Annotated in this window: 15 protein-coding genes; 8 read left to right on the forward strand and 7 right to left on the reverse strand. The window is 69.2% G+C overall.

The window, feature by feature from the left end:
- The first annotated feature begins 71 nt into the window (after nt 1–71).
- From ACH49X_RS00090 to ACH49X_RS00105, 4 genes are all read left to right on the forward strand, one after another.
- Nucleotides 72–989 (forward strand): alpha/beta hydrolase fold domain-containing protein, encoded by a 918-nt coding sequence (locus ACH49X_RS00090; protein ID WP_195083290.1) that lies wholly within the window; start codon nt 72–74, stop codon nt 987–989.
- Nucleotides 986–2,032, forward strand: coding sequence for a quercetin 2,3-dioxygenase (locus ACH49X_RS00095; RefSeq protein ID WP_195083291.1), 1,047 nt, complete (start codon nt 986–988; stop codon nt 2,030–2,032). Before ACH49X_RS00090 ends, ACH49X_RS00095 begins: the two co-directional genes overlap by 4 nt.
- A gap of 44 nt (nt 2,033–2,076) precedes the next feature.
- Nucleotides 2,077–2,958, forward strand: coding sequence for a LysR substrate-binding domain-containing protein (locus ACH49X_RS00100; RefSeq protein ID WP_195083292.1), 882 nt, complete (start codon nt 2,077–2,079; stop codon nt 2,956–2,958).
- Between the two features lie 240 nt (nt 2,959–3,198).
- On the forward strand, nt 3,199–4,065 hold the full coding sequence (locus ACH49X_RS00105) for a universal stress protein (protein ID WP_195083293.1): 867 nt from the start codon (nt 3,199–3,201) through the stop codon (nt 4,063–4,065).
- Between the two features lie 71 nt (nt 4,066–4,136).
- Here ACH49X_RS00105 and ACH49X_RS00110 read toward each other — a convergent pair whose 3' ends face one another.
- Complete coding sequence (locus ACH49X_RS00110) at nt 4,137–9,593, reverse strand: carboxyl transferase domain-containing protein (protein WP_357209038.1); 5,457 nt, start codon at nt 9,591–9,593, stop codon at nt 4,137–4,139.
- A gap of 573 nt (nt 9,594–10,166) precedes the next feature.
- Nucleotides 10,167–10,826: a TetR/AcrR family transcriptional regulator C-terminal domain-containing protein gene (locus tag ACH49X_RS00115; RefSeq protein ID WP_357209040.1), complete on the reverse strand. Its 660-nt coding sequence runs from the start codon at nt 10,824–10,826 to the stop codon at nt 10,167–10,169.
- Between the two features lie 238 nt (nt 10,827–11,064).
- Between ACH49X_RS00115 and ACH49X_RS00120 the strand changes: the two genes are divergently transcribed.
- The 3 genes from ACH49X_RS00120 (at nt 11,065) to ACH49X_RS00130 (ending at nt 13,542) form a co-directional block, all read left to right on the forward strand.
- Nucleotides 11,065–11,826 carry an ADP-ribosylglycohydrolase family protein gene (locus ACH49X_RS00120; RefSeq protein ID WP_357209042.1) on the forward strand — a complete coding sequence of 254 codons (762 nt, stop codon included), beginning with the start codon at nt 11,065–11,067 and terminating at the stop codon, nt 11,824–11,826.
- On the forward strand, nt 11,802–12,977 hold the full coding sequence (locus tag ACH49X_RS00125) for an XdhC/CoxI family protein (RefSeq protein ID WP_357209044.1): 1,176 nt from the start codon (nt 11,802–11,804) through the stop codon (nt 12,975–12,977). Before ACH49X_RS00120 ends, ACH49X_RS00125 begins: the two co-directional genes overlap by 25 nt.
- 271 nt (nt 12,978–13,248) lie before the next feature.
- Nucleotides 13,249–13,542, forward strand: coding sequence for a hypothetical protein (locus tag ACH49X_RS00130; RefSeq protein ID WP_195083298.1), 294 nt, complete (start codon nt 13,249–13,251; stop codon nt 13,540–13,542).
- Between the two features lie 161 nt (nt 13,543–13,703).
- Here the strand turns inward: ACH49X_RS00130 and ACH49X_RS00135 are convergent, their stop codons facing one another.
- From ACH49X_RS00135 to ACH49X_RS00150, 4 genes are all read right to left on the reverse strand, one after another.
- Nucleotides 13,704–14,807: a spore photoproduct lyase family protein gene (locus ACH49X_RS00135; RefSeq protein ID WP_195083299.1), complete on the reverse strand. Its 1,104-nt coding sequence runs from the start codon at nt 14,805–14,807 to the stop codon at nt 13,704–13,706.
- Nucleotides 14,808–15,132: 325 nt separating this feature from the next.
- Nucleotides 15,133–16,044 carry a manganese catalase family protein gene (locus ACH49X_RS00140; RefSeq protein ID WP_195083300.1) on the reverse strand — a complete coding sequence of 304 codons (912 nt, stop codon included), beginning with the start codon at nt 16,042–16,044 and terminating at the stop codon, nt 15,133–15,135.
- A gap of 359 nt (nt 16,045–16,403) precedes the next feature.
- Nucleotides 16,404–17,039, reverse strand: coding sequence for a hypothetical protein (locus tag ACH49X_RS00145; protein WP_357209046.1), 636 nt, complete (start codon nt 17,037–17,039; stop codon nt 16,404–16,406).
- A gap of 91 nt (nt 17,040–17,130) precedes the next feature.
- Complete coding sequence (locus ACH49X_RS00150; RefSeq protein WP_357209048.1) at nt 17,131–18,771, reverse strand: RecQ family ATP-dependent DNA helicase; 1,641 nt, start codon at nt 18,769–18,771, stop codon at nt 17,131–17,133.
- A 185-nt stretch (nt 18,772–18,956) separates the two neighbouring features.
- On the opposite strand from ACH49X_RS00150, the gene ACH49X_RS00155 reads away from it, so the two are divergent.
- Complete coding sequence (locus tag ACH49X_RS00155) at nt 18,957–19,448, forward strand: DUF1360 domain-containing protein (RefSeq protein WP_323124024.1); 492 nt, start codon at nt 18,957–18,959, stop codon at nt 19,446–19,448.
- A 5-nt stretch (nt 19,449–19,453) separates the two neighbouring features.
- On the opposite strand, the gene rox is transcribed toward ACH49X_RS00155, so the two are convergent.
- On the reverse strand, nt 19,454–20,878 hold the full coding sequence (gene rox / locus ACH49X_RS00160; protein WP_357209050.1) for a rifampin monooxygenase: 1,425 nt from the start codon (nt 20,876–20,878) through the stop codon (nt 19,454–19,456).
- Nucleotides 20,879–21,011: the final 133 nt, after the last annotated feature.

The following is a 21,011-nucleotide window of genomic DNA, read 5'->3' on the forward strand; positions in this document are numbered from 1 at the left end:
TTCGGGACGCCCGAACGATCCTTCGGAAGTTCCCGCTGGTCTGCGGCCCGAGCCGTTCCGATACTGAGCGAATGCCGACCGACCCCGCACGCACCCTGGTCTTCGCCACCCGGCCGGAGGGCCCGCTCCTGCTCGACCTCTACCGGCCGCGGCACGGCGCTTCCCGGCTCCCGCACCCGGTGGTGGTGTGGGTGCACGGAGGCGGCTGGTTCACCGGAGACCGGACGTTGCTGCCGGACCCGCGGCCGTTGCTGCGACGCGGGATCGCGGTCGCGTCCATCGAATACCGGCTCAGCGGCACCGCGCTGTTCCCTGCGCAGTTGCACGACGTCCGGGACGCGATCCGGTTCCTGCGCACCGGCGCCGCCGACCTGTCTGTCGACCCACGCCGCATCGGCGTGTGGGGCGCGTCGGCCGGCGGGCATCTCGCCGTGCTGGCCGGACTGACCGGCGGCATCGACGCTCTGCCGGGAGAGGAGAACACGGGCGACAGCTCCGTACTCGCGGTGGCCGACGCCTACGGACCGGCCACCCTGGTCCCCGGCGTGGTCCCGGACGGCGCGCAATGGTCCGATCGGTGGCCGCCGGAGTGGCGTCTGATCGGCGGCGACCCCGCGGATCTCCCGGACCGGGCGCGGGCCGCAAGCCCGCTGTCGGTGCTGTCCGACCTGCCCGCGGGCGCCGCACTGCCGACGTTCCAGATCGCGCACGGCACAGCGGACCGGCTCGTCCCCGACGAGCACAGCCGCAGGTTGCACGCGGCGCTCGGCGCCCGCTCGCAGTTGTACCTCGTCGACGGGTATCGGCACGGTTTCCTCAACCCACCGGACCGGCCCGACGTCCCGGCCGGCATGGACGACGGCCGCCTGGCCCGCGAGCGGACCGCGGCCGCCGCCCACCTCACCGGCGGCACCACGCAGACCACCACCTTCGGCTTGGACACCATCGCCGACTTCTTCGCCGTGACCCTGACAGGAGAACCCGCATGACGACCGCCGACCTGGACCACATCCACCGGTTGCCGCTCGCCGACACCCTCCCCGGCGAGCCCGTTCCGTACTACCTCGCCAGTGCAGAGGGCCTGCGCTTCGAGGCGTACGGGCAGTTGTGGACGGTGCTGGCGCGCTCATCCGACAGCGGAGGACTCTTCGACGCAGCGACCATCTGCGGGCCACGCGGCGCGTCGGCGCCGTTTCACGTGCTCACCGAGAATCAGCGGACCTATCACGTGACGGCCGGAGCGGTGCGCGTCTGGCTGCCCGGCGAAAGCCGCCTGCTCACCACCGGTGATTCGGTGCACGTCGCACCGGGTGTCGCCTTCGCGTACCGGTTGGAAGCACACCAGTCGAGCATGCTGTTCTGGTCCGCTCCGGGCGGCGCGCTCGACGCGCTTCTGAGGCACCGCCCGGTGACCCGGCACATCTACTCGGCCTCCGCGCTCGGCGCCGACGCCGGAACACCGATCGGCACCGTGGTCGACGGTATCGACCACGCCGAACTCGGCGCGGGCCCGGACGACCGAATCCCCGCCGACCAGCAGAGCTATTTCCTGCGAGCGGCCACCGGCGACCGGCTCGGCTGGCCGGACGCGCTGAACACGGTGACCGCGCGCGGACGCAACACCGGCGGGCGCTACTTGGCCGTCGCCACGACGGGCGGCCGGCAGCCCTACATCCCCCGGCACTTCCACCGGCTGCACACCGAGAACTTCTTCTGCACGGCGGGCCGCGTGTGGATGTGGGTCAACGGCCGGGAGGTGCTGCTCACGCCGGGCGACTACCTGCACGCTCCGGCCGGCACGGTGCACAGCTTCGCGTTCGGCGCGCACAACACCTCGATGCTCGGCATCCTGACCTCCGATGTCTTCGAGCCGTTCTTCGACAGGACCGGTGAACCCACCGAGGACCACGTCTACACCGAGGGCCTCATCGATCCTTCCGTGCTGGCGGGGAAACTGCAGGCGGTCGCGGACGAACTCGATCTCGTCCTGGTCGGCCCACCGCCGAAGCGCACCCTCGCCCCGAGCTTGTGAGCCGAAGCCGCGGCGATCCGGCGCCACAGTAGACTGGCCCGAGCATGAGTATCACGGTGCCCCAGGCCAGGAGCTTTCTGGCGGTCGCGGAGGATCTGAACTACACCCGGGCCGCGCGCCGTCTGCATATGAGCCCCTCGTCGCTGAGCGAGCAGATCACCACGATCGAGCGGCGGCTGGGGCGTCGGCTGTTCCGCCGCACCTCCCGGCATGTCGAACTCACCGAATCTGGCGCCGCGCTGCGGCCGCTGGCCACACGCCTGGTCGAGGCCGCGGATGAGCTGGAGCACTGGGCCACCACGGGGCCGACGACGATCCGGCTCGGATGTCCGGTGTCCAGCCCGCGGTTCCGCGCCCTGCTCGCCATGCTGACAACGACCATGCCGGAAGTCGAGTGGCGAGTGCGCCGACTGCCGTTCGCCCAGGCGTATTCCGCCCTCATCGGCGCGACGGTCGATTGCGTCTTCGTCGCCGAGACAGCCGCGCCGCCCGCCTCGGTGCAGGCGATCGCGCTGTGGCGCGAAGACGCGATCGTCGTGCTGCCCGACGATCACCGGCTGGCCTCGCGCGAACTGCTGCATGTCGACGACCTGCTCGGCGAGACGTTCGTGACCACCGAGGATCCCGCCACGTCCGAGCGCTGGCTGGCCGGGATCAGCCCGGGCGGCGCCCCACCGAAGACACTTCCGGCCGCATCGACACTCGATGAAGCTCTCGATCTGTGCGGCGCGGGCATGGGCATCAACATCGCCGGTTCGTTCGCACCGGACACCTACGCCCGCAAAGGTATTCGCTTCATCCCGCTCGAGGGGGTGCCGCCACGCACCACGTATCTGTGCTTACGGCGCGAAGCCCACAGCCCGGGGCTCCAGGGTCTGATCCGTACGGCGACCGAGGCCCGTTCCCTGATGCCCGACCGGTCCTGACGCACGCCCGGCTCGACGCGAGGACCTCCTCGCCGGACCCGCGCACGACTTCGCCATAGCGGTCGCCGCGCCGCGTGCGGCGGCCGCGCCCCGCGCAGGAGCGGGACCTTGGTCCCTCGCCCCTGGCTACCGGTTGCTCTACTGCCGCCTCGGTAAGGAGATAGACACTCGTCCAGGTACGCCGCGACGACCTCGGCTCGCCCGACGACGGCCCCTGCACGCGAACCGGAGGAGCACCCCATGTCCACCTCGAGCAAGGCTCCGATCCTGGCGGGCGTCGACGGCTCCGGCGTCGCGCTCGCCGCCGTGCGCTGGGCCGCCGTCGACGCCGCCCACCGCGGCGCGCCGCTGCACTTGGTCTATCTGACCGGCGGCCTCGGCGACTGCGGTTCCGGCGTCGAGCGCATCCCATCGGCCCCCGGCAGGCATCGGTGGGGCGGCCCGGAGCTGCTGGAGATCGCGTACGCCTCGGCCGTCGCCGAATCCGCGCGGATCAACCGGATCGAAGTGACCGTCGAACTGACCAACGCTGCCCCCGTTCCCGTTCTGCGCCGCCGATCCGAGCACGCGCGGCTGCTCGTCGTCGGCTCCCAAGAACTCGGCGCGTTCAGCCGCGCGATGCGGGGCTCGCTGAGCACCGCGCTGGCTCGGCAGGCGGGATGCCCCGTCGCCGTCGTTCCCAACGACGCCGAGAACGGTGACGGGCCTGTCGTCGTCGGCGTCGACGCCTCCGCCAGCAGCGCAGCGGCCATCGCGCTGGCTTTCGACGAGGCGGTTCTCCGCGGCGCCGATCTCGTTGTGGTGCATGCCTTATCCGGCCTGCGCGGCAACGGCTCGCCCACCGAATCACGCGAGCAGGGCGAGGAATTGCTCGACCGGAGCCTGACCGGGTACAGCGAGGCGTATCCGGAGGTCACCGTGCGGCGCGTCGTGGTCGAGGACCGCCCCGCCAGGCGACTGCTCGAGATGGGCGAGAAAGCGCGGTCGATCGTAGTGGGCAGCCGCGGGCACGACGAACTCCCGGCGATGCCGCTCGGTTCGGTGAGCCGGGCCGTACTACACGCGGCGCAGGTGCCGGTGATCGTCACCAGGGGCGGCGACCGCTGATCGGATCGTGTCGCGATCGCACACAACCGACCATGCGGCCGCCGCCCGCCGTGGACGTGGCCAGCCCGCCGTCAGCCGCCCAGACGCGCCTGGATGGCCTCGATGACCCGTGGCCGCAACTCCGCGGCACGGATCACCGCGTCGACGGAGCCGACTTCGACGGCACGCTGGATGTTGTGGATGCGGTCGAACTCCGTGGCCACTTCACCGAGCTTCTCCGCGCGCACCGACGACCGCAGTTCGTCCAGTTCCGCGATCAGCGCGGCGCGATCGGTGCCGGACGCGTTGGCCACCCGCGCCTCCAACTCCTGCACCCGCGGATCGGCCGCGGTGCGGGTGGCGACATCACCGGAGAACACCGCCGCCGCGGCGGGCGCACCGCCGAGCACCGACGCGAACGAGCCCTCCAGCGCCAGCACGGTCATGTTCGGGTTCAACGCCTTCGAGAAGACGACGAACGCGCCACCGTGATAGCGAGAGATCACGCAGAACACGATCGGGCCCTCGAAATTCACGATCGCCCGGCCGATCTCGGCGCCGTACTCCAACTGCAGCTTGCGCATCGACTCCGGCGACCCGTCGAAGCCCGACAGGTTCGCCAGCACCACCAGTGGCCGGTTGCCGCTCGCGGCGTTGATCGCCCGTGCGGCCTTCTTCGACGACCGCGGGAACAGCGTGCCCGCGGTGTAGGTGTCCGGGCCGTCGGTGGGCGGAAAACCGTGCCGCGGCACGCCACGCGACTCGATGCCGAGCAAGCACACCGGGATCCCGCCCAGATGCGCGTCCTGCACCACCGCGGTCTCGGCGTCGGCCATTCCCGCCCAGCGCTCCAGCACGGGGTGGTCCTGGTCGGCGACCGCGCGCATCACCGTGCGGATGTCGAAGGGCTTCTTCCGATCCGGATTCGCGGTGCCCGAGAAGATCTCGCCGACGGTGGCGAAGTCGCTGCCGGCCAGGACATGCGGGAAATCGGAGATGTCGCGATCGATGGGATCGCTGGTCCGCGACCGCCGCGGCGCCTGCTCCCCCTGGGCGATGTAGGTGTGGTCGTAGTGCGCCATCAGGATGTCGCGCGCCGCGGCCAGGTTCGGCGCCCAGTACTGCGCCTGCCCGTTCGGACCCATGACCCGGTCGTAACCGCCGATGCCGAAGTTGTCCTCGGCCGACACGCCGCCGGAGAAGTCCAGCGCCTGCTTACCGGTGAGCACCATGGCCGAATCCGGCGTCATCACCAGGATGCCCTTGGTGTGCATGAGCATGGTCGCCTCGGCGTTCCAGTACGGCTGCGCTCCGACATTGATGCCGGCGACCACGATGTTGATCTCGCCGCCCGCCTGGGTGAATTCGACGATCCGCTTGAGCGCGGCCGCCACCCAGTCCATGTTCTCGGTGCCCGATTCCATCGAGATGCGAGCGCCCGCCGACAACGCGTACCACTCCAGCGGCACCTCCAGGCGCTCGGCCAGGTCCAGCGCGGCGATCACCCGCCTGCACTCCGGTTCCGACAGCGCGCCCAAGGATTTCGTCGGGTCGCCGAGCAGCACCACCCGCGTGACGCCCTCCGGGTGTTTCGGCGTGGCCGTGGTGATGACGCCCGCGACGATCGCGGCGGTGTTACGCCCCTTCGGCCGATCGACCGGAACCAGCGTGTGGTCGGCGTCCAGATCGTATTCGGTGAACTTGCCGAGCAGACCGGTCAATTCGTAGGGGTACACGGCATTGCGGCCCGCGGCGCGCAGCACCTTCTGCCGATACGCGTCGAGCGGTTCGATCGGTTCGTCCGACGGCTCGCCGAAGGTCACCACGGTGCCGCCCGCGGCATCGAAGCTGATCCGGATGGCCACCTTCGCCAACTCGCCGGTGTCCGCGTCGCGTTCCCGCGCGATGAGCACGATCTCCTCGAGTCCCGCGCCCGCGGTCGTCGGCAGCACATGGCCGCCGATGCGCTCGAGCTCGGCGCGGGTGACATCCAGCGGCGGCCACACGTACATCACGATGCGATTGGTGTTGAACCGCTTCGCCGACGGCCGCTGCGCCTGCGCCCGGCGGATGGAGTCAAGGCAGGTGGCGATGGTGCTCTCCGCGGTGGGCAGCGCGAGCAGCCGTCCGTCGTGCTCACGCAGCGCGGTCAGATCCCGCACCTGCGCGAACGCGATGAGCCGGTCGTCGGCCGGATTGTCCTTCGCGACGCACCGGAACAGGTAGACCTCCTCGTCGTCGGAGGACGGCAGGCGCGTGAGGTCGAACTTGCGCAGCCGCTCCATCTGCATCCGCTGCGCGATGTACGGGTGCAGACCGCGGATCAGCCGTTCCTCGGTCGGGCCGGTGGCCGACGGACGGAAGGTGAAGTGGTGGTGCATGACCGCCCCGTTGCTGCCGGCGACCGTCGCGGTGATCCGGTGCACCTGCTTCGGCAGCGGCTGCGCGCTGAGCACCGAGTGCAGCTCCGCGGCCATGGCGTCGAAGTCCGCGGGCTGCTTCTCCCAGCTGAGATAGATGTCGGCGTCGATCGACACCGCGTCACCGGTCAGTTCGCCGAGCCCGCGCACCGCGGCGCCGAGCGCGTCGAAGCGCACCGCGGCGGACACCAGGCTGCTCCCGTCGCGGTCGGCGATCAGGTAGCGGCAGCCGTCGACGTCGTGGGTGCGGACGCCGGTGAGCCCCTTGTTGCCGTAGTACCGGCGGGTCAGCACCTCCAGCATGGCGGTGTTGTCGTCGCTGCCGCGGACCAGCCGCTGGCCCAGCAGACGCACAAGCGGCTCGGTGCTGCGGACCATCTCGGAGATGCGCTCGGCGCGATCGGGCGCGTCCGGATGGGTGTCCAGATACCGCAGCGACCGGCGGACGTTGGTGTAGACGCGAGCGCGGTTACGCCGCAGCAACGGCTGGCCGTACCAGGCGAACACCAGACCGCGAGCGAGATCGGCGACGACGGGGAAGTGCACCTGGGTCGCGGCCACCAGTCGTTCCAGTGCCAGGCCGACCGGTTCGCGCAAGGCTCGATCCGGCATCGGCTCGCCCAGCCACTCCCGCAGCAGCGCCGTCACGACCGCGACGGTGTCGGTGCGTTGCTGGGCCAGGAAGATCCGGAAGACCGCGGCCTCGAGTTCGGGGGAACGCTCCAAATCGGAAACCCCGTAGTGCCCGAGCGCCCGCGCGAGCTTGAGCTTGAACGACTCCGGCAGTCCGGCCCGTTCGACGTCGAGGCTCTGCAAGTAGGTGTGGAAGTACTCGCGGGCACTGTGGACATGCCCCTGGGCGTCCTCGCCCGAGGGCAAGTTGTGACTCAGCTCGGCCAGGTCGGTGAACACGTCGACGAGCTCGAGTTCCTCCGCCAGCGGCCTGCGATCATCGGCGACGGCGGCACGACGGGCATCGAGGTAATCCGTCAGCACCCGGCGGTCGTCGTGCGGATCGACGTCGAAGCCCAGCAGCAGGCCGCGCAAGTCCTCCGAGCGCCGGGCGATCCGCTCGTGCGGACGAGCCTGGGCATCCCCGGCGGGCAGATCCAGTTCGACCGAACCGACCGCCGCGGCCTCCTCGACCGCGTCGTCGACCAAGCGCTCCAGCCGCAGCAGGGGCGCGCCGGTCTCCACCTGGGTGCCGACCGAGACGGCGCATTCCTTCAGTCGGGCCTTGAACGGCGCGCGCAGCACCGTCTCCATCTTCATGCTCTCCAGCACCAGCACCGGCGCGTTGGCCTCGACCTCGTCGCCGACCTGCAGCGGCGTGGCGACCACCAGCGCGGGGGCGGGTGAGCGGACGACGCCGCCCTCGTCCCGGCTCACCCGGTGGGTGACACCGTCGACGTCCACCACATGGGTCGGTCCGTGCGTGCCCGCGGTGACCCGGAAGGCGGTGCCGTTGACCACGATCTGCCCGGAATGCCGGTCGTAGCGCACGAGGTCGACATCGGCGGTGCGGATGTCGTCGCCCGCCTCGATGCCGATGCGGAACCGATGCGGGCCGGTGCGGGCCACCCGCACGCGATAGCCGACACCCCGCAATTTGAGGTCGAGCGGCCGGCCGGCGTGGTGCTGCACCAAGGGACGTCCGCCCGCGGCGGTGGACAGCAGCCGGTTTCGCTCGGCGCGTTCCTCTTCCTCGTAGGCGTCGATGGCGGCGGCGGCGAGCGCGACGGCGGAGTTGCGATGCGAGACGAGACGGCCCTGCCCGCGCACGCGGTCGATCCAGCCGGTGTCGGCGCTCGCGTCGATCACCTCGGGCTGATCCAGCAGTTCCAGGACGAAACTCTTGTTCGTGGCGCCGCCCTCGATGATCACCCGCGTCTGCGCGACGGCGCGGCGCAACCGGCCCAGCGCCTCGGAGCGGTCGCGACCGTAGGCGATGATCTTGGCGATCATCGAATCGAAATCGGCGGGAATGGTGTCGCCTTCGCTGACGCCGGTGTCCACGCGGACGCCGGGGCCAGCGGGCAGATCGAGGCGGGCGATCCGGCCCGGGGCGGGAGCGAAGTCGCGGTCGGGATCCTCGGCGTTGAGCCGGGCTTCGATGGCGTGCCCGCGCTCGGCGGGCGGCTCGCCAACAAGACGCTCACCGGAGGCCACCGCGAGCTGCGCGCGAACCAGATCGAAACCGGTGGTCAGCTCGGTGATCGGGTGCTCGACCTGCAGACGGGTGTTGACCTCGAGGAAGGCGAACAGCTCGTCACCGGGGTGATAGAGGAATTCCACGGTCGCCGCGCCGCGGTAACCGACCGCCACCGCCAGACGCTCGGCCGAGGCCTTCAGCTCGGTCACCTGCTCCGGACGCAGCACCGGCGACGCCGACTCCTCGATGACCTTCTGGTTGCGCCGCTGCACCGAGCAGTCGCGCACGCCCAGCGCCCAAGCGGTGCCCTGACCATCCGCGATGACCTGCACCTCGACATGGCGAGCGCCAGTGACGAGCCGTTCGAGGAACACCACGCCACTGCCGAACGCGCGGGCGGCCTCCTGCCGGGTGCGTTCGTAGGCGTCGACCAGCTCGGCCTCGTCGTTGACCACGCGGATACCGCGTCCGCCGCCGCCCGCGGTGGCCTTCAGCATGAGCGGATAGCCGATATCGGCGGCCGAGGCCAGCGCGTCGTCGACGGTCTCGACCGGGCCGCGGCTCCACGGCGCGACCGGGACACCGACCTCCTCGGCGATGAGCTTCGCGCCGATCTTGTCGCCGAGCTTGCGCATCGCCTCGGCATCGGGACCGATGAAGGTGACCCCGATCTGGTCGCACAACTCGGCGAACGCCGGGTCCTCCGCGACGAAACCCCACCCGACCCACGCGGCGTCGGCGCGGGTCGTGACCAGCGCGCGTTCGAGCGCCTTGAGATCCAGATACGGTCGCGCGGAGGCGGGCCCCAGGTCGTAGGTGATGTCGGCCTCGCGCACGAACGTCGCGTTGCGATCGACATCGGTGTAGAAAGCGATGGTCTCGATCGAACGTGCCGTTTCCGCGGCCAGGTCTCGGACCGCGTGGATGAGGCGCATGGCGGCCTCTCCCCGGTTCACAATGGCGATGCGGCTGAACACTCGCCGGTTCCTTCCTCTCCGAAGTTTTGGCCCGGTCGACGGGCAAAGGGTGAATACCCTTTCTCGCACAGCCGGTCGGTGCGAAGACACCTGTCCGGCGGTTACTCGGCCGTATCGTCGCGCGGGCCGGGGGCGGACGCGCCGGGTAGCTGGCTGCCGGCTGCGACTGCCGGGGAAGCGTGGAGTGATCCGGCAGCCGTCGGTCGCAGGGATGGCGATACCTGCGACGGCCGCCCCGACGCCGCATGGTAAGCATCGTTCACCACGCGAAGGGTAGAGGCAGGCCGGTGCCGCGTCAATCGTTTCGCCTCGTCCGAGCCCGCGTCGGCGCGTTGCAATATGGAATCAGAAACACGAATTACTGGTCGGTTTCGAAACACGTCCATTACCGGAGCGTCGGCGGTGAACCGGACCCGGCGGCCGATGCCTGCTTCGTCGTCGGGACGAAGTCGGCCTGCCGACGAGCGTCGACGACGCCGTCCCGCACCACGCCGTAACAGTCGGCGTCCAGCCATCGCGACCACGCCACAGCGGCATCGAAACCATGCCGCCCGAGCTTGCCGTCACATACCGTCAAATACGCAGTGTGGCGGCGAGATTCGCCGCATCGCGAACCTTGCCGTGGAGAACCGTGCGCAATCCTCCGGTGAATCGCACATCCCGGTCGCCGGTCATGATCGCCAGAACGTCATCGGCGCCTTCCGGCCTGACATGATCACCCGTCGAGATTCGCGCCACCAGCGACTCCCACTCTCCCGCGTTGCTCAGTTCGAGGTAGGCCTGTTCTTCGATGACGAAACCCGTTATGTAGGAACGCAAGACGAGCACGATCTCCCCGACGCCGAACTGCGGCAGAAGCACACCGCGCAACAGCGCCATCAGCGTGCTGGAAACTCTGATGGTCTCCGGCGAAGGCGAGTACGAGCCCGCGACGACGCGGCCCCCTTCACGGAAACGCAGCATCGCCGCACGAATACGCTGACAACAGATCATCGTCTGCGCGACATCGGGATTGCCGACGTCGAGGTCCGAGAGGTCCACGGCCCGGAAAACGGTGTCGGCCATCGCACGCTGGAGGTCCTTCCGGTCCCGTACGTGCTTGTACAACGCGCCAGGGGTCACCTCGGCCGCCGCCGCCAGTCGCCGCATCGTGAGGGCGTCCAAGCCGTGCTCGGAAACGTAATCGTGAGCGATGTCGGCCAGCCGCTCCCGCGTCAATCCCCGCTTGGTCATCGAAGTCGCGCGGCTCCCCCGCCGCAAGCGCACCGCATCGCGCGGCCGGCATTTCGCCTCACCTCATCGGCGCATCTTTGCCACCGAATCACCTGAACCGGGGAGCTTTCCCGGCCTCCACAACAGGGGGCGAGAGCACGCACCGCCGGGTGATCAATGTTCACTTTTGCGAGGCTAAGGCAACCCGACAACTGCCGTCAACCACGCGATCAGTGGCACAGTCGCGGAACATCGTTAAATGCGCATATCGAAGTATGAACATGGAATTCGCCTCCTCGCCGGTCGAGCATCCCCGCCGTGGACGCTGTCCCGGTACGGACCAGCCCGACCACTGGTCACCGCGCAGAACACGGTCCCGTTCACGGTGTGGGTCGCGGCGCGGCATCTCGACGACTACCCGGCCGCGATCACCGCCTGCATCGCCGCGGACGGAGATATCGACACCACCAGCGCCATCGTCGGAGGAATCATCACCGCCTACACCGGCACCAGCCCGCACGCGGGAGTGCCGCAAACGTGGCTCGCCGCGCGAGAACCGCTGCCCGCCTGGCTCGAGACACGGCCCGCCGACCACGACGGCGCACGAAATTCGGTTCCGGGCGCGTTCGGCAATGGTTGTCCGGCGCTACGTGAGAACAACCACCTGACGACGGACGCACGCCCCACGAACCGGCCCCTCCCCCACCGACGAGGAACGTGCTTCCGGCTCTGTGCCGGTTTGCCGTGGTCCAGGTGCGCGTGCGCGGGGTGGCTCCCACATAGCCGGCCGACATTTGTCGCCGGTGTACCCGTCGCGGCCGCCGAACCGGAAGCTGCCGGACTCCCCCTCCGCCCGTGCTCGACTCCGCGACAAGGCCTGGAAAGGTACGGACGGACACAGTCGAGCGCACCCGCGCTGGCCGGGCGTCACGATCCTCGTTTTAATCTGGAGATCGACGCGGCTCCTACCGCCGCGTCCCGGCCGGAGGACGCATCATGCGGGACGTGCTCACGGATCTGATGGCGATCTGGAACACCGGGGGCACGGCGGGGCTCGCGACGGTCGTGCGGACCTTCCATTCGGCGCCTCGACCGCCGGGCGCGGCCATGGTCGTCGCCCCGGACGGGACGGTCGGTGGCGGGATCTCCGGCGGCTGCGTCGAAAGCGCGGTATACGAGCTCGCCACTCAGGTCATGCGGACCGGTCGTCCGGCAGTACAGCGGTACGGGTTCTCGGACGACGACGCCTTTGCCGTCGGCCTCACCTGCGGCGGCATCATCGACATCTTCGTCGAAGCGATCTCCCGGGCCACGTTTCCGGAACTCGGCGCGGTCGCCGCCGACATCGCCTGCCACCGGCCGGTCGCCGTCGCGACCGTCATCGAGCATCCGGACCGCGCTCGGATAGGACGCAGGCTGCTGCTGCGGCAAAGCGGTGCGCACGGCACGCTCGGGTCGGCGCGCACCGACGACGCGGTGACCGACGATGCGGCCGGACTGCTCGCGGCCGGCCGCAGCGAGGTGCTGTCCTATGGTCCCGATGGACAGCGCCGAGGCGAGGGTATGGCGGTTTTCGTCGCCGCTCATGCCCCCCGGCCGCGGATGCTGGTGTTCGGGGCCATCGATTTCGCCGCCGCCGTAGCGCGGCAGGGATCGTTCCTCGGGTACCGGGTCACGGTGTGCGACGCACGGCCGATCTTCGCGACCTCGGCGCGGTTCCCCACCGCCGACGAGGTCGTCGTCGACTGGCCGCACCGCTACCTCGCCGCGCAGATCGCGCAGGGCGCGGTCGATGCGCGGACCGCAGTCTGCGTGCTGACCCACGATCCCAAGTTCGACGTTCCGCTGCTCGAGGTGGCTCTGCGCGCGCCGCGGATCGGCTATGTCGGCGCCATGGGATCGCGGCGCACGCACGACCAGCGGATGACCCGGCTACGGCAAGCCGGCCTCACCGACGCGCAACTCGACCGGCTCGCCAGCCCGATCGGCTTGGATCTGGGCGGTCGGACGCCGGAAGAGACGGCGGTGTCCATCGCGGCCGAGATCATCGCGCGACGGTGGGGCGGGGACGGTCGTCCACTGACCCGAACCGCCGGACCGGTGCACCACACGGCGCCGGCAGCGGATCAACCGGCTTCTTCCATGACGCCGCCGCGCCCCCCTGGCGTCTAGTCCGGCTGCCGGAGACCGAAAGCGCGTCACGAGATCCATTCCGACGCACACCGATACGCGCCACCGCGGCAGAAACAATCGAATTCGATCATGAAATGCGATCCGGGGTGAAGATCAAATTGTGTTACCTCGACACAATATCTCGTTAGCCAATTATTAACGGTGATAATTCACACAAGAAGAGAAGTGGATTAGTGGATTTCTTTTTCTTAACGTTGCTGAGGTGCGTCGTGATGGCGCCGTTATCCAACTGTGAAAGGAAGCTCCGTACATGATCTCGCGCATGACCCTCGCCGCCGCCTGCACCGTCTCCGCCGCCGCCCTGCTGCTCGGCCCCGCCGCGGTGGCCTCCGCCGCCACCGGCTCCGCCGCCACCGGCTCCGCCGGCCTGGCCTCGGGTTCGGCCGACGGCGGCTCGTCCACGGGTTCGGCCGGCTCGTCCTCCGGCTCGGCCATGCTCGACTCCGGCAGCTCGGCCCTCGACGGCGGCACCTCCGCCATCGTGAACGTCATCGATGCGATCACCGGCATCAGGGACCTGAGCCAGCCCAAGCCCGCCGCCTGATCCTCACCAGGGCGGTCACCGCGTCGCCGGTGTCCCCCCGAGGCGGAACTTCTTTTGCGCCGCTGACGCTTCACGGCAGCGTGCGCGCACCATTGCAGTGAATTTGCCAGAATCTATCCGTTCATTCGCCGCGCCGAAGTAGCCGCGGCGAATGAGCACAATCAGAACGCGTAGCGCACCTTCAGCCAGGGCGCCCGCAGGGCGATGAGGTCGGTCAAGGTTTCGACCCCGCCCGCTTTGACGTCGTTGCGGTAGCGCACATTCCACATGCCCGACTGGGAGCGCTTGGCCTGCTGGATCGGCGGCCGCCACAGCAGGTCCTCGGCCTTCGGGTGCCAGCCGAGGTTGAGTTCGTGCAATTGCTCGTTGTGGGTGAGCATGATGATCTCCGCCGCGGCCTGGGCCTTGAAGGCCGAGCCCGTACCGTCCGACAACTGCTCCAGCAGCTGCGCCCAGTCCTCCTCCCAGCCTGGGCGGACGACGACGGGGGAAAAGTTCACATGCACCTCGTAGCCCGCTGCAACGAAATCATCGATCGCGGCGATGCGCTGGCGGATCGGCGTGGTACGCAGGTCCAGCAGCTGGGAGTCCGCCTCGGGCATGAGCGAGAACCGGATCCGGGTCCGCCCGCGCGGATCGAGGTCCAGCAGGTCGCGGTTGACGTACTTGGTGGCGAAGGATGCCTTCGCGGTGGGCCACGCGCTGAACGCGGTGATCAGGTCGGCGACGTTGTCGCTGACCAGTGCGTCGACCGAGCAGTCGCTGTTCTCGCCGAGGTCGTAGACCCACGCGTGCGGGTCGCACTGGTTCGGCGCCTGCTTCGGCCCTTGCCTGCGCACGTGGCGTCCGAGATAGCCGATGATCTTGTCGATGTTGGTGAACACCGTGATCGGGTTGGCGTAGCCCTTGCGGCGGGGAACGTAGCAGTAGGCGCACGCCATCGCGCAGCCGTTGGACGTCGAGGGCGCGATCCAGTCGGCCGATCGACCGTTCGGACGGGCCGTCAGCGACTTCTTGACCCCGAGCACCAAGTCCTCGGTCTTGACCCGGATCCAGCGGTCGACGTTGCCCGCGTTGCCGTGCAGCTGGTCGATCTTCCAGTGGGAGGCGACGGTGATGATCTCGGCGTCGGGAAAACGCGCGCGCACCTGCTGCCCGCGCGGGCTCGCCAGCGCGTCCGGCTCGGCCCACAGGCGACGGACGTCCAGCAGACGCGGGCCGGAAGCCGGCCGGAAGGGGTCCGGAACTGCGGTGGATCGACTCATAGCCCCTGCCTACTCCTCCGCACCGACATTTCGGTGGGCGTGAGCGACCAGGTGTGTGCAGCGCCACGGCAATGCATCATGGCGCGCCCCGAGCGGCCCGCCGACCGACCCACGCCATCACCCAGCGCCCGTGGAAGCGAGCGCTGGCGCGCGATCTCGGATGCGGCGTGGCCCACGAGTTGTTCGGCATCTCCGCCGACCGTCTCTTCTGACACGATCGCCCCGGCGGGCAGACGGACCGCCGCACCGAGGTCGGGCCGGCGCCGGCCTGGTCAGCTGGGAACACAGGTGGCGCCGGCCCGGCAAATACCCCGGGGCGACCCGACTAGGGCTTGGTGGGGTCGAGAGCGTCTTTCACCTTGCCGACCAGTCCGGCCTCGGTACCCAACGCCGCCGAACGCGGCTTGCCCTGCGAGCCGTCGTAGGTGGCGTACAACTGCGGGTCCGGCGGCGGTGCCGACGCCTTGTCACCCAGCGGTTTCGGGTCGGCGAGGAAACCGTTCTGGTGCACGCCGTCCGGAGCGACACCGGTCGCCCACCGGCCCGCGCCGGCATCGGGTCCGTCGGACAGATGCCACAGGCTCGTCGCATGCTCGGAGTGCTCCTCGTCGAACAACGCGTTCGGCGTGACGGTGCCTTCCAGTCCGTCCTCCTTCAGCTGCTCGATCGCGGCAAGCCAGAGGTTCTGGTGGTAGGTGTCCCTGGCGAGGTTGAACTTCAGCATGTCCTTGACCCCTGGGTCGTCGGTCATGTTGTACAGGCGCGCGGTTTGGATGCGACCCTGCGCTTCGGCGGCCACATTGGCGCGGAAGTCGGCCAAGAGGTTGCCGCTGGCCACGATGTACCTGCCGTTCCACGGCACCCCGTTGCTGTCCGACAGCGACGCCCCGCCGCCGGAGACGATCGCCTGCTGCGGATCCATCCCGCCCAGCACCGCCGCCACCACCGGATCAGCCGCCGCTTCCTGGGTGGCGCGCGTCGCGGGCGCTCCTTCCAGCAGCCGCGCGATCATCGTCGCGATCATCTCGACGTGGCCGATCTCCTCGGTCGCCACATCCATGATCATGTCCTTGTACTTGCCGGGCATCCGGCAATTCCACCCTTGGAACAGGTACTGCATGGTGACGGTCATCTCCCCGAACGCGCCACCGATCAGCTCCTGCAGCTTGCGCGCGTACACCGGATCGGGCTTCTCGGGCTTCACATCGAACTGCAAGTAATCGGTATGACGAAACATGCACTCTCCTCCGACGAACGGAACAACGTCCCCTCCCCGTCGCCGGGTACCGCCGCCCGCCCGGCGCAAACCGAGAAGAAACCACGAATTGATCGGATTTACTTGTGTCACAACTTATTTCGCGCACGACTACAGAACCCCTTGCCCGAAAGCGATTTACGGACGAGTGCAACGCACGGCCGGTCGCGTCCCGTCCGGCCCGGCGCGATGCGCGGATCGTGGGGCTCCCGCATCGGCGGGTTCCTTCCGCACCCGTGTTACCCCACTGCCCCGGCGTGAACCTCTCAGCATCGATGGTTCAAAGGCAATGGCGGGGCCGGATGCGACCCACGCCGTGTTCCCGCGCGACCGCGACGAAGTCAGGCGCTGCGGGGCAACGTCCGAGCCGCCGGGTCGAGGATCAGGCCCGCCTCCCAAGCACGGTCGATGACCTGCGCGATATCGATACGCCGCACCTGACTGATCTCGCGGCTCGACAGCAGCTCCCCGACATAAGCGACGACATGATCGACGACCATCGAGCGCACATCGGCGAGCCGGTCGAGCAGCCGAGCCGGCCTGTCGACCGGACGAACCTTGATGTCCACGTGCTCCTGACGAACTTCTTCGGTACGCACGAACACCGCGCACGGATCCTCCAGCACCAGCCCGACCCGCAAGCGCACCCGCCCCGTGGCGACGAACCGTCCGACGACCCCGGCGATATCCACCCGCAACCGAAGCCTGATCGGCAACTCCAGCGCAACGTCCCATTCCTCCCCGTCGCAGGCTGCGGCCCGCACCTTTCCGGGCCAACCGGTGGCGGTGACGGAGGCCAATCCCCCAGGACCGGCCTGCACCGGCCCCACCTCGATACGGTCACCGACGATGTCCGCGATCACCTCCGCGATGCGCTCGGGCCGGGCGGCCGATCGCAACACCTCCCGCGCGAAACGCGCATTCGCCGAGTCCTTCGCGGACCATTCCCGGCCGTCGCGGCCATCGACTTTCAGCATCAGCCACCTCCGTTCACCACCCGGCGAATACCCCGCGATCGGAAACAATCACCTGGGCCGCGCCGGCTTCCCGCCGCGGACCGCCGATCGCTCAGCGGCGGCTGAGGAGATTGTGCTTACGCACCTCGGGCAGGGACAGCGTCTTGTAACCGACCTCCTCGAACAGCACCGTGAGGCGATCTGCTTCGGTGGACATCACGATCCCCTCGCCCCAAGCGCGGTGCCGGACCGAACTGTCCACCGGGAACTCGTCGCCACCGGGGACGCGCTCGGCGGCCGTTCCGGCATCGCAGGTGTCGCAGTTGGCGCACGGGTCGAGAAGTTGCTCACCGAAGTAGCCGAGCAAATGTTGCCGCCTACAGCCGGTGGTCTCGGCGTAGCCACGCATCATGTCGATGCGCGAAGCGGTCAGTTCTTCGTAGGCCTGTGCGGCCTCGGCTGCCTGTTCCACCGCGCGCTCGGGTGCGCGTCCTCGATCGGCTCGGATCAGACCTTTCGCGGTGGTCGTGATCGCACCGACCTGTTCGAGCAGGTTGATCGCCCGCGTGCGGCGAGCGGGGGCGGCGTCGACTTCGAGCTCGGACGGCCGCACCGGATCGTCGCGCCGATACAGGGCACGGGCGACTTCGGCGATGGTGTCCGCGGGGACCCTGCTCGAGGTGAGGAATCTCTGGAGGCTCAGGTCCTCGGGGCGGTAGCACAGGATGATCTCGGCGCACTCGCCGTCACGTCCGGCTCGGCCGATCTGCTGGTAGTAGGAATCCAGCGAATCCGGCGCAGACGCGTGGACGACGAAGCGGACATCGGGCTTGTCGATGCCCATGCCGAAGGCCGAGGTGGCCACCACCACGTCGATATCCCCGGCGAGGAAGTTCTGGTGCACCTCGTCGCGGAGGGTGGCCTTCATCCCCGCGTGATAGGCCGCTACCCGGATGCCCGACTCCGACGATTCCCGCGCGTAGAACTCGCTGTCCTTGCGGCTGGCCACGTAGACGAGTCCGTTCCCGGTCGCCGGGTCGGCGGCCAGCGTCCGGATGCGAGCGATGACGGCGCCGCGCTTGTCGGCGTCGCTGGTGAATCGCTCGACAGCCAGGTGCAGGTTCGGTCGATCGAAACTGGCGACGACTTCACCGTGGTCGCGCATGCCGAGCCGCGTCACGATATCGCGCCGGACCGGTGGTGCGGCGGTCGCCGTCAAGGCGACCACCCTGGGACGCCGGAGCCGCTCGACCACCGGAGCCAGGCGCAGATAGTCCGGCCGGAAGTCGTGCCCCCATCCCGAAACGCAGTGCGCCTCGTCCACCACGAACAGCGAAACCCGAAGGGCCGCCAGCTCATCGACCAGATCGTCGTTGGCCAGTTGTTCCGGCGAGAGGAAGATGTACTCGGCGTCACCGCGGCGTAGTGCGTCCCAGGCCGCCCGGCGCTCGCTTTTGCGCTGGGTGGAGTTCAACGCCACCGCGTCCGGGGCACGGCTGCCCTCGATGCCATCGATCTGATCGTTCTGCAACGCGATGAGCGGAGAGACCACCACGGTCGGACCGTCGAGCAGCAAGGCGGGCACCTGATAGATCGCGGACTTGCCCGCACCGGTCGGCAGCACCACGAGCACGTCCTTGCCTGCCATCACCTGCTCCATGGCACGCAGTTGCTCGTCGTGCAGGTGCGCCAAACCGAACTTCTCGGCGGCGGCGTCCCGCAGGCGGCTTTCGTAATCGGACGAGCTCGTCATCGGGCTGGCATACCACCATCGGTCCGGCGGAAACGCCGGTCGGCTCTCGGCGAACGTCGCGGCGCCGTGGCATCGCAGGCGGCCCTCATCGGCCTCCGGGCGGCAGGGCTCCGATGGCGGCATCGGGCCGGGGCGACGATGGCGCGCCTCCGTGTGGGCTCCGCCTGCCTGGGTATGCACGCCACATGAGTGACGCCGAACGCGGGGCGACCGAACACCACGGCTCGTTGCGCGGATATCTCGCCACCATGGTGATGTTCGGCATCACCGTGACCGTCGCCGCTGTGCTCGGCAGAGTGACCGGCCGCAAGCTGCCACAGGCGATGAGCGTGCAAGATCTGGTGGTCACGGCGTTGGCGGCGCACAAACTGTCCCGGACCGTGACCAAGGATGCGATCACCGCCCCGATCCGGGCTCCGTTCACGCGGCCGACCGGCGACGGCGGCCCCGGCGAGGTCATGGAGCAACCCGCGGCCACCGACGGTCTGGCGCACAGCATCGGAGAGCTGCTCACCTGCCCGTTCTGCTTCGATGTCTGGGTGATCACCGGATTCACCCTCGGCCAGGTCTTCGCGCCGCGCACCACCCGCATGGTCGCCGACGCTCTGGCCGCCTTGACCGGTGCCGATTTCCTCCACCTCGCCTACGCCACCGCACAGCAGATCGCGCAGAAATAGCGTGGCTACGCCGGCCGGCCGAACCAGCGCGGCAGGTGCTCGAGCAGATCCTGCTGCTCATCGCCGACCCATGCGACGTGGCCGTCGGGGCGCAGCAGGACGGCGGGCACCTCGAGTTCCTCGCTGACGTCGACGACGTGGTCGATTCGATCCGCCCACCCGGCGACCGAGAGCCCGCCGGTCTGGTCCAGGAGCAGGCCGCGCCCGTCGTGCATCAGCTCGTAGAGGCGGCCGCTTCGCAATCGCACGTCGCGCAGGCGACGGCCGAGCAGATCGTGGCCATCGCCGAAGTCGTAGCGGATGCCGATCGCGACGACCTTCTCGATCAGGTACCGGTTCACCTCCTCGAAGTCCATCAGTTCCGACAGCAGTCGGCGCACCGCCTGGGCGCCCGGTTCGGTGGAGATCAGCTCGGCCTGCGCGCGGGTGTTGTCCAGAACGTCGGCGGCCACGGGCCGCCGTTCGCTCTCGTAGCTGTCCAGCAACCCCTCCGGCGCCCAGCCCTTGATCTCGGCGGCGAGTTTCCAGCCGAGGTTGAACGCGTCCTGAACGCCCAGGTTGAGTCCCTGCCCGCCCATCGGCGGGTGGACATGCGCCGCGTCGCCTGCCAGCAGCACCCGCCCGACCCGATAACGCTCGGCCAACCGGGTGGCGTCGCCGAATCGGGACAACCAGCGCGGCGAATGCACCCCGAAGTCGGTGCCCGCGAACGCCCGCAGTTGCCGCGCGAACTCCTCGAGCGTCGGCGCGACCGCACGGTCCTCGACCACCTCGGCCGCGGGTACGACGACGCGGTACACCCCGTCGCCGAGCGGTCCCAGGCCGAATCGCAACTCTCTCTTACGGATTTCGGCGACGGTGGCGGCGATTGTCCCCGGATCCTCGGTCGCCTCCATTTCCCCCAGCAGGGTGTCGCGGCGGGACGGTTCGCCGGGGAAATCGACGCCGAGCAGCTTGCGCACCGTGCTGCGGCCGCCGTCGCAGCCGACGAGGTAACGCGCGCGCAACCGCGTGCCGTCGGCCAGCTCGACGGTGACCCCGTCCTCGTCCTGACTCAGCCCGGTCGCCTCGTCGCCGCGCCGGAGCTGCGCGCCGAGCTCGACGGCGTGCTCGGCCAGCAGGCGATCGGTGCTGGGCTGCAGAATGCCGAGCACGTAGGCGTGCGCGCTGTCCAGCCGCTCGGACGGCGGCTTCGTGATGCCGGCGAAGAAGCCCCCGAGCGGGTGCTTGCGGCCGAGCGCGAGGAACCGCTCCAGCAGACCACGCTGATCCATCACCTCGATGCTGCGCACATGCAGGCCAAGGGAGCGGACATACGCAGGCGGCTGGACCTCCTTCTCCAGGACCACCACGCGCACGCCGTGCAGCCGCAGCTCACCGGCCAGCATCAAGCCGGTCGGACCCGCGCCGGCAACGATCACATCGAACATGAGCCACCCATCTGCCGAGAGTTTGCGTTCCGCCAGGCGCTCCCGCGGTCCGCGCAGACCGCACGAACCCCACGTTTTCGCAGGTCCTGACCCTTCGGCCGGACATTCTGCGCCATGCACCCGGCCTTGCCGC

Source organism: Nocardia sp. NPDC019323 (assembly GCF_044389845.1).
GTDB lineage: Bacteria > Actinomycetota > Actinomycetes > Mycobacteriales > Mycobacteriaceae > Nocardia > Nocardia implantans.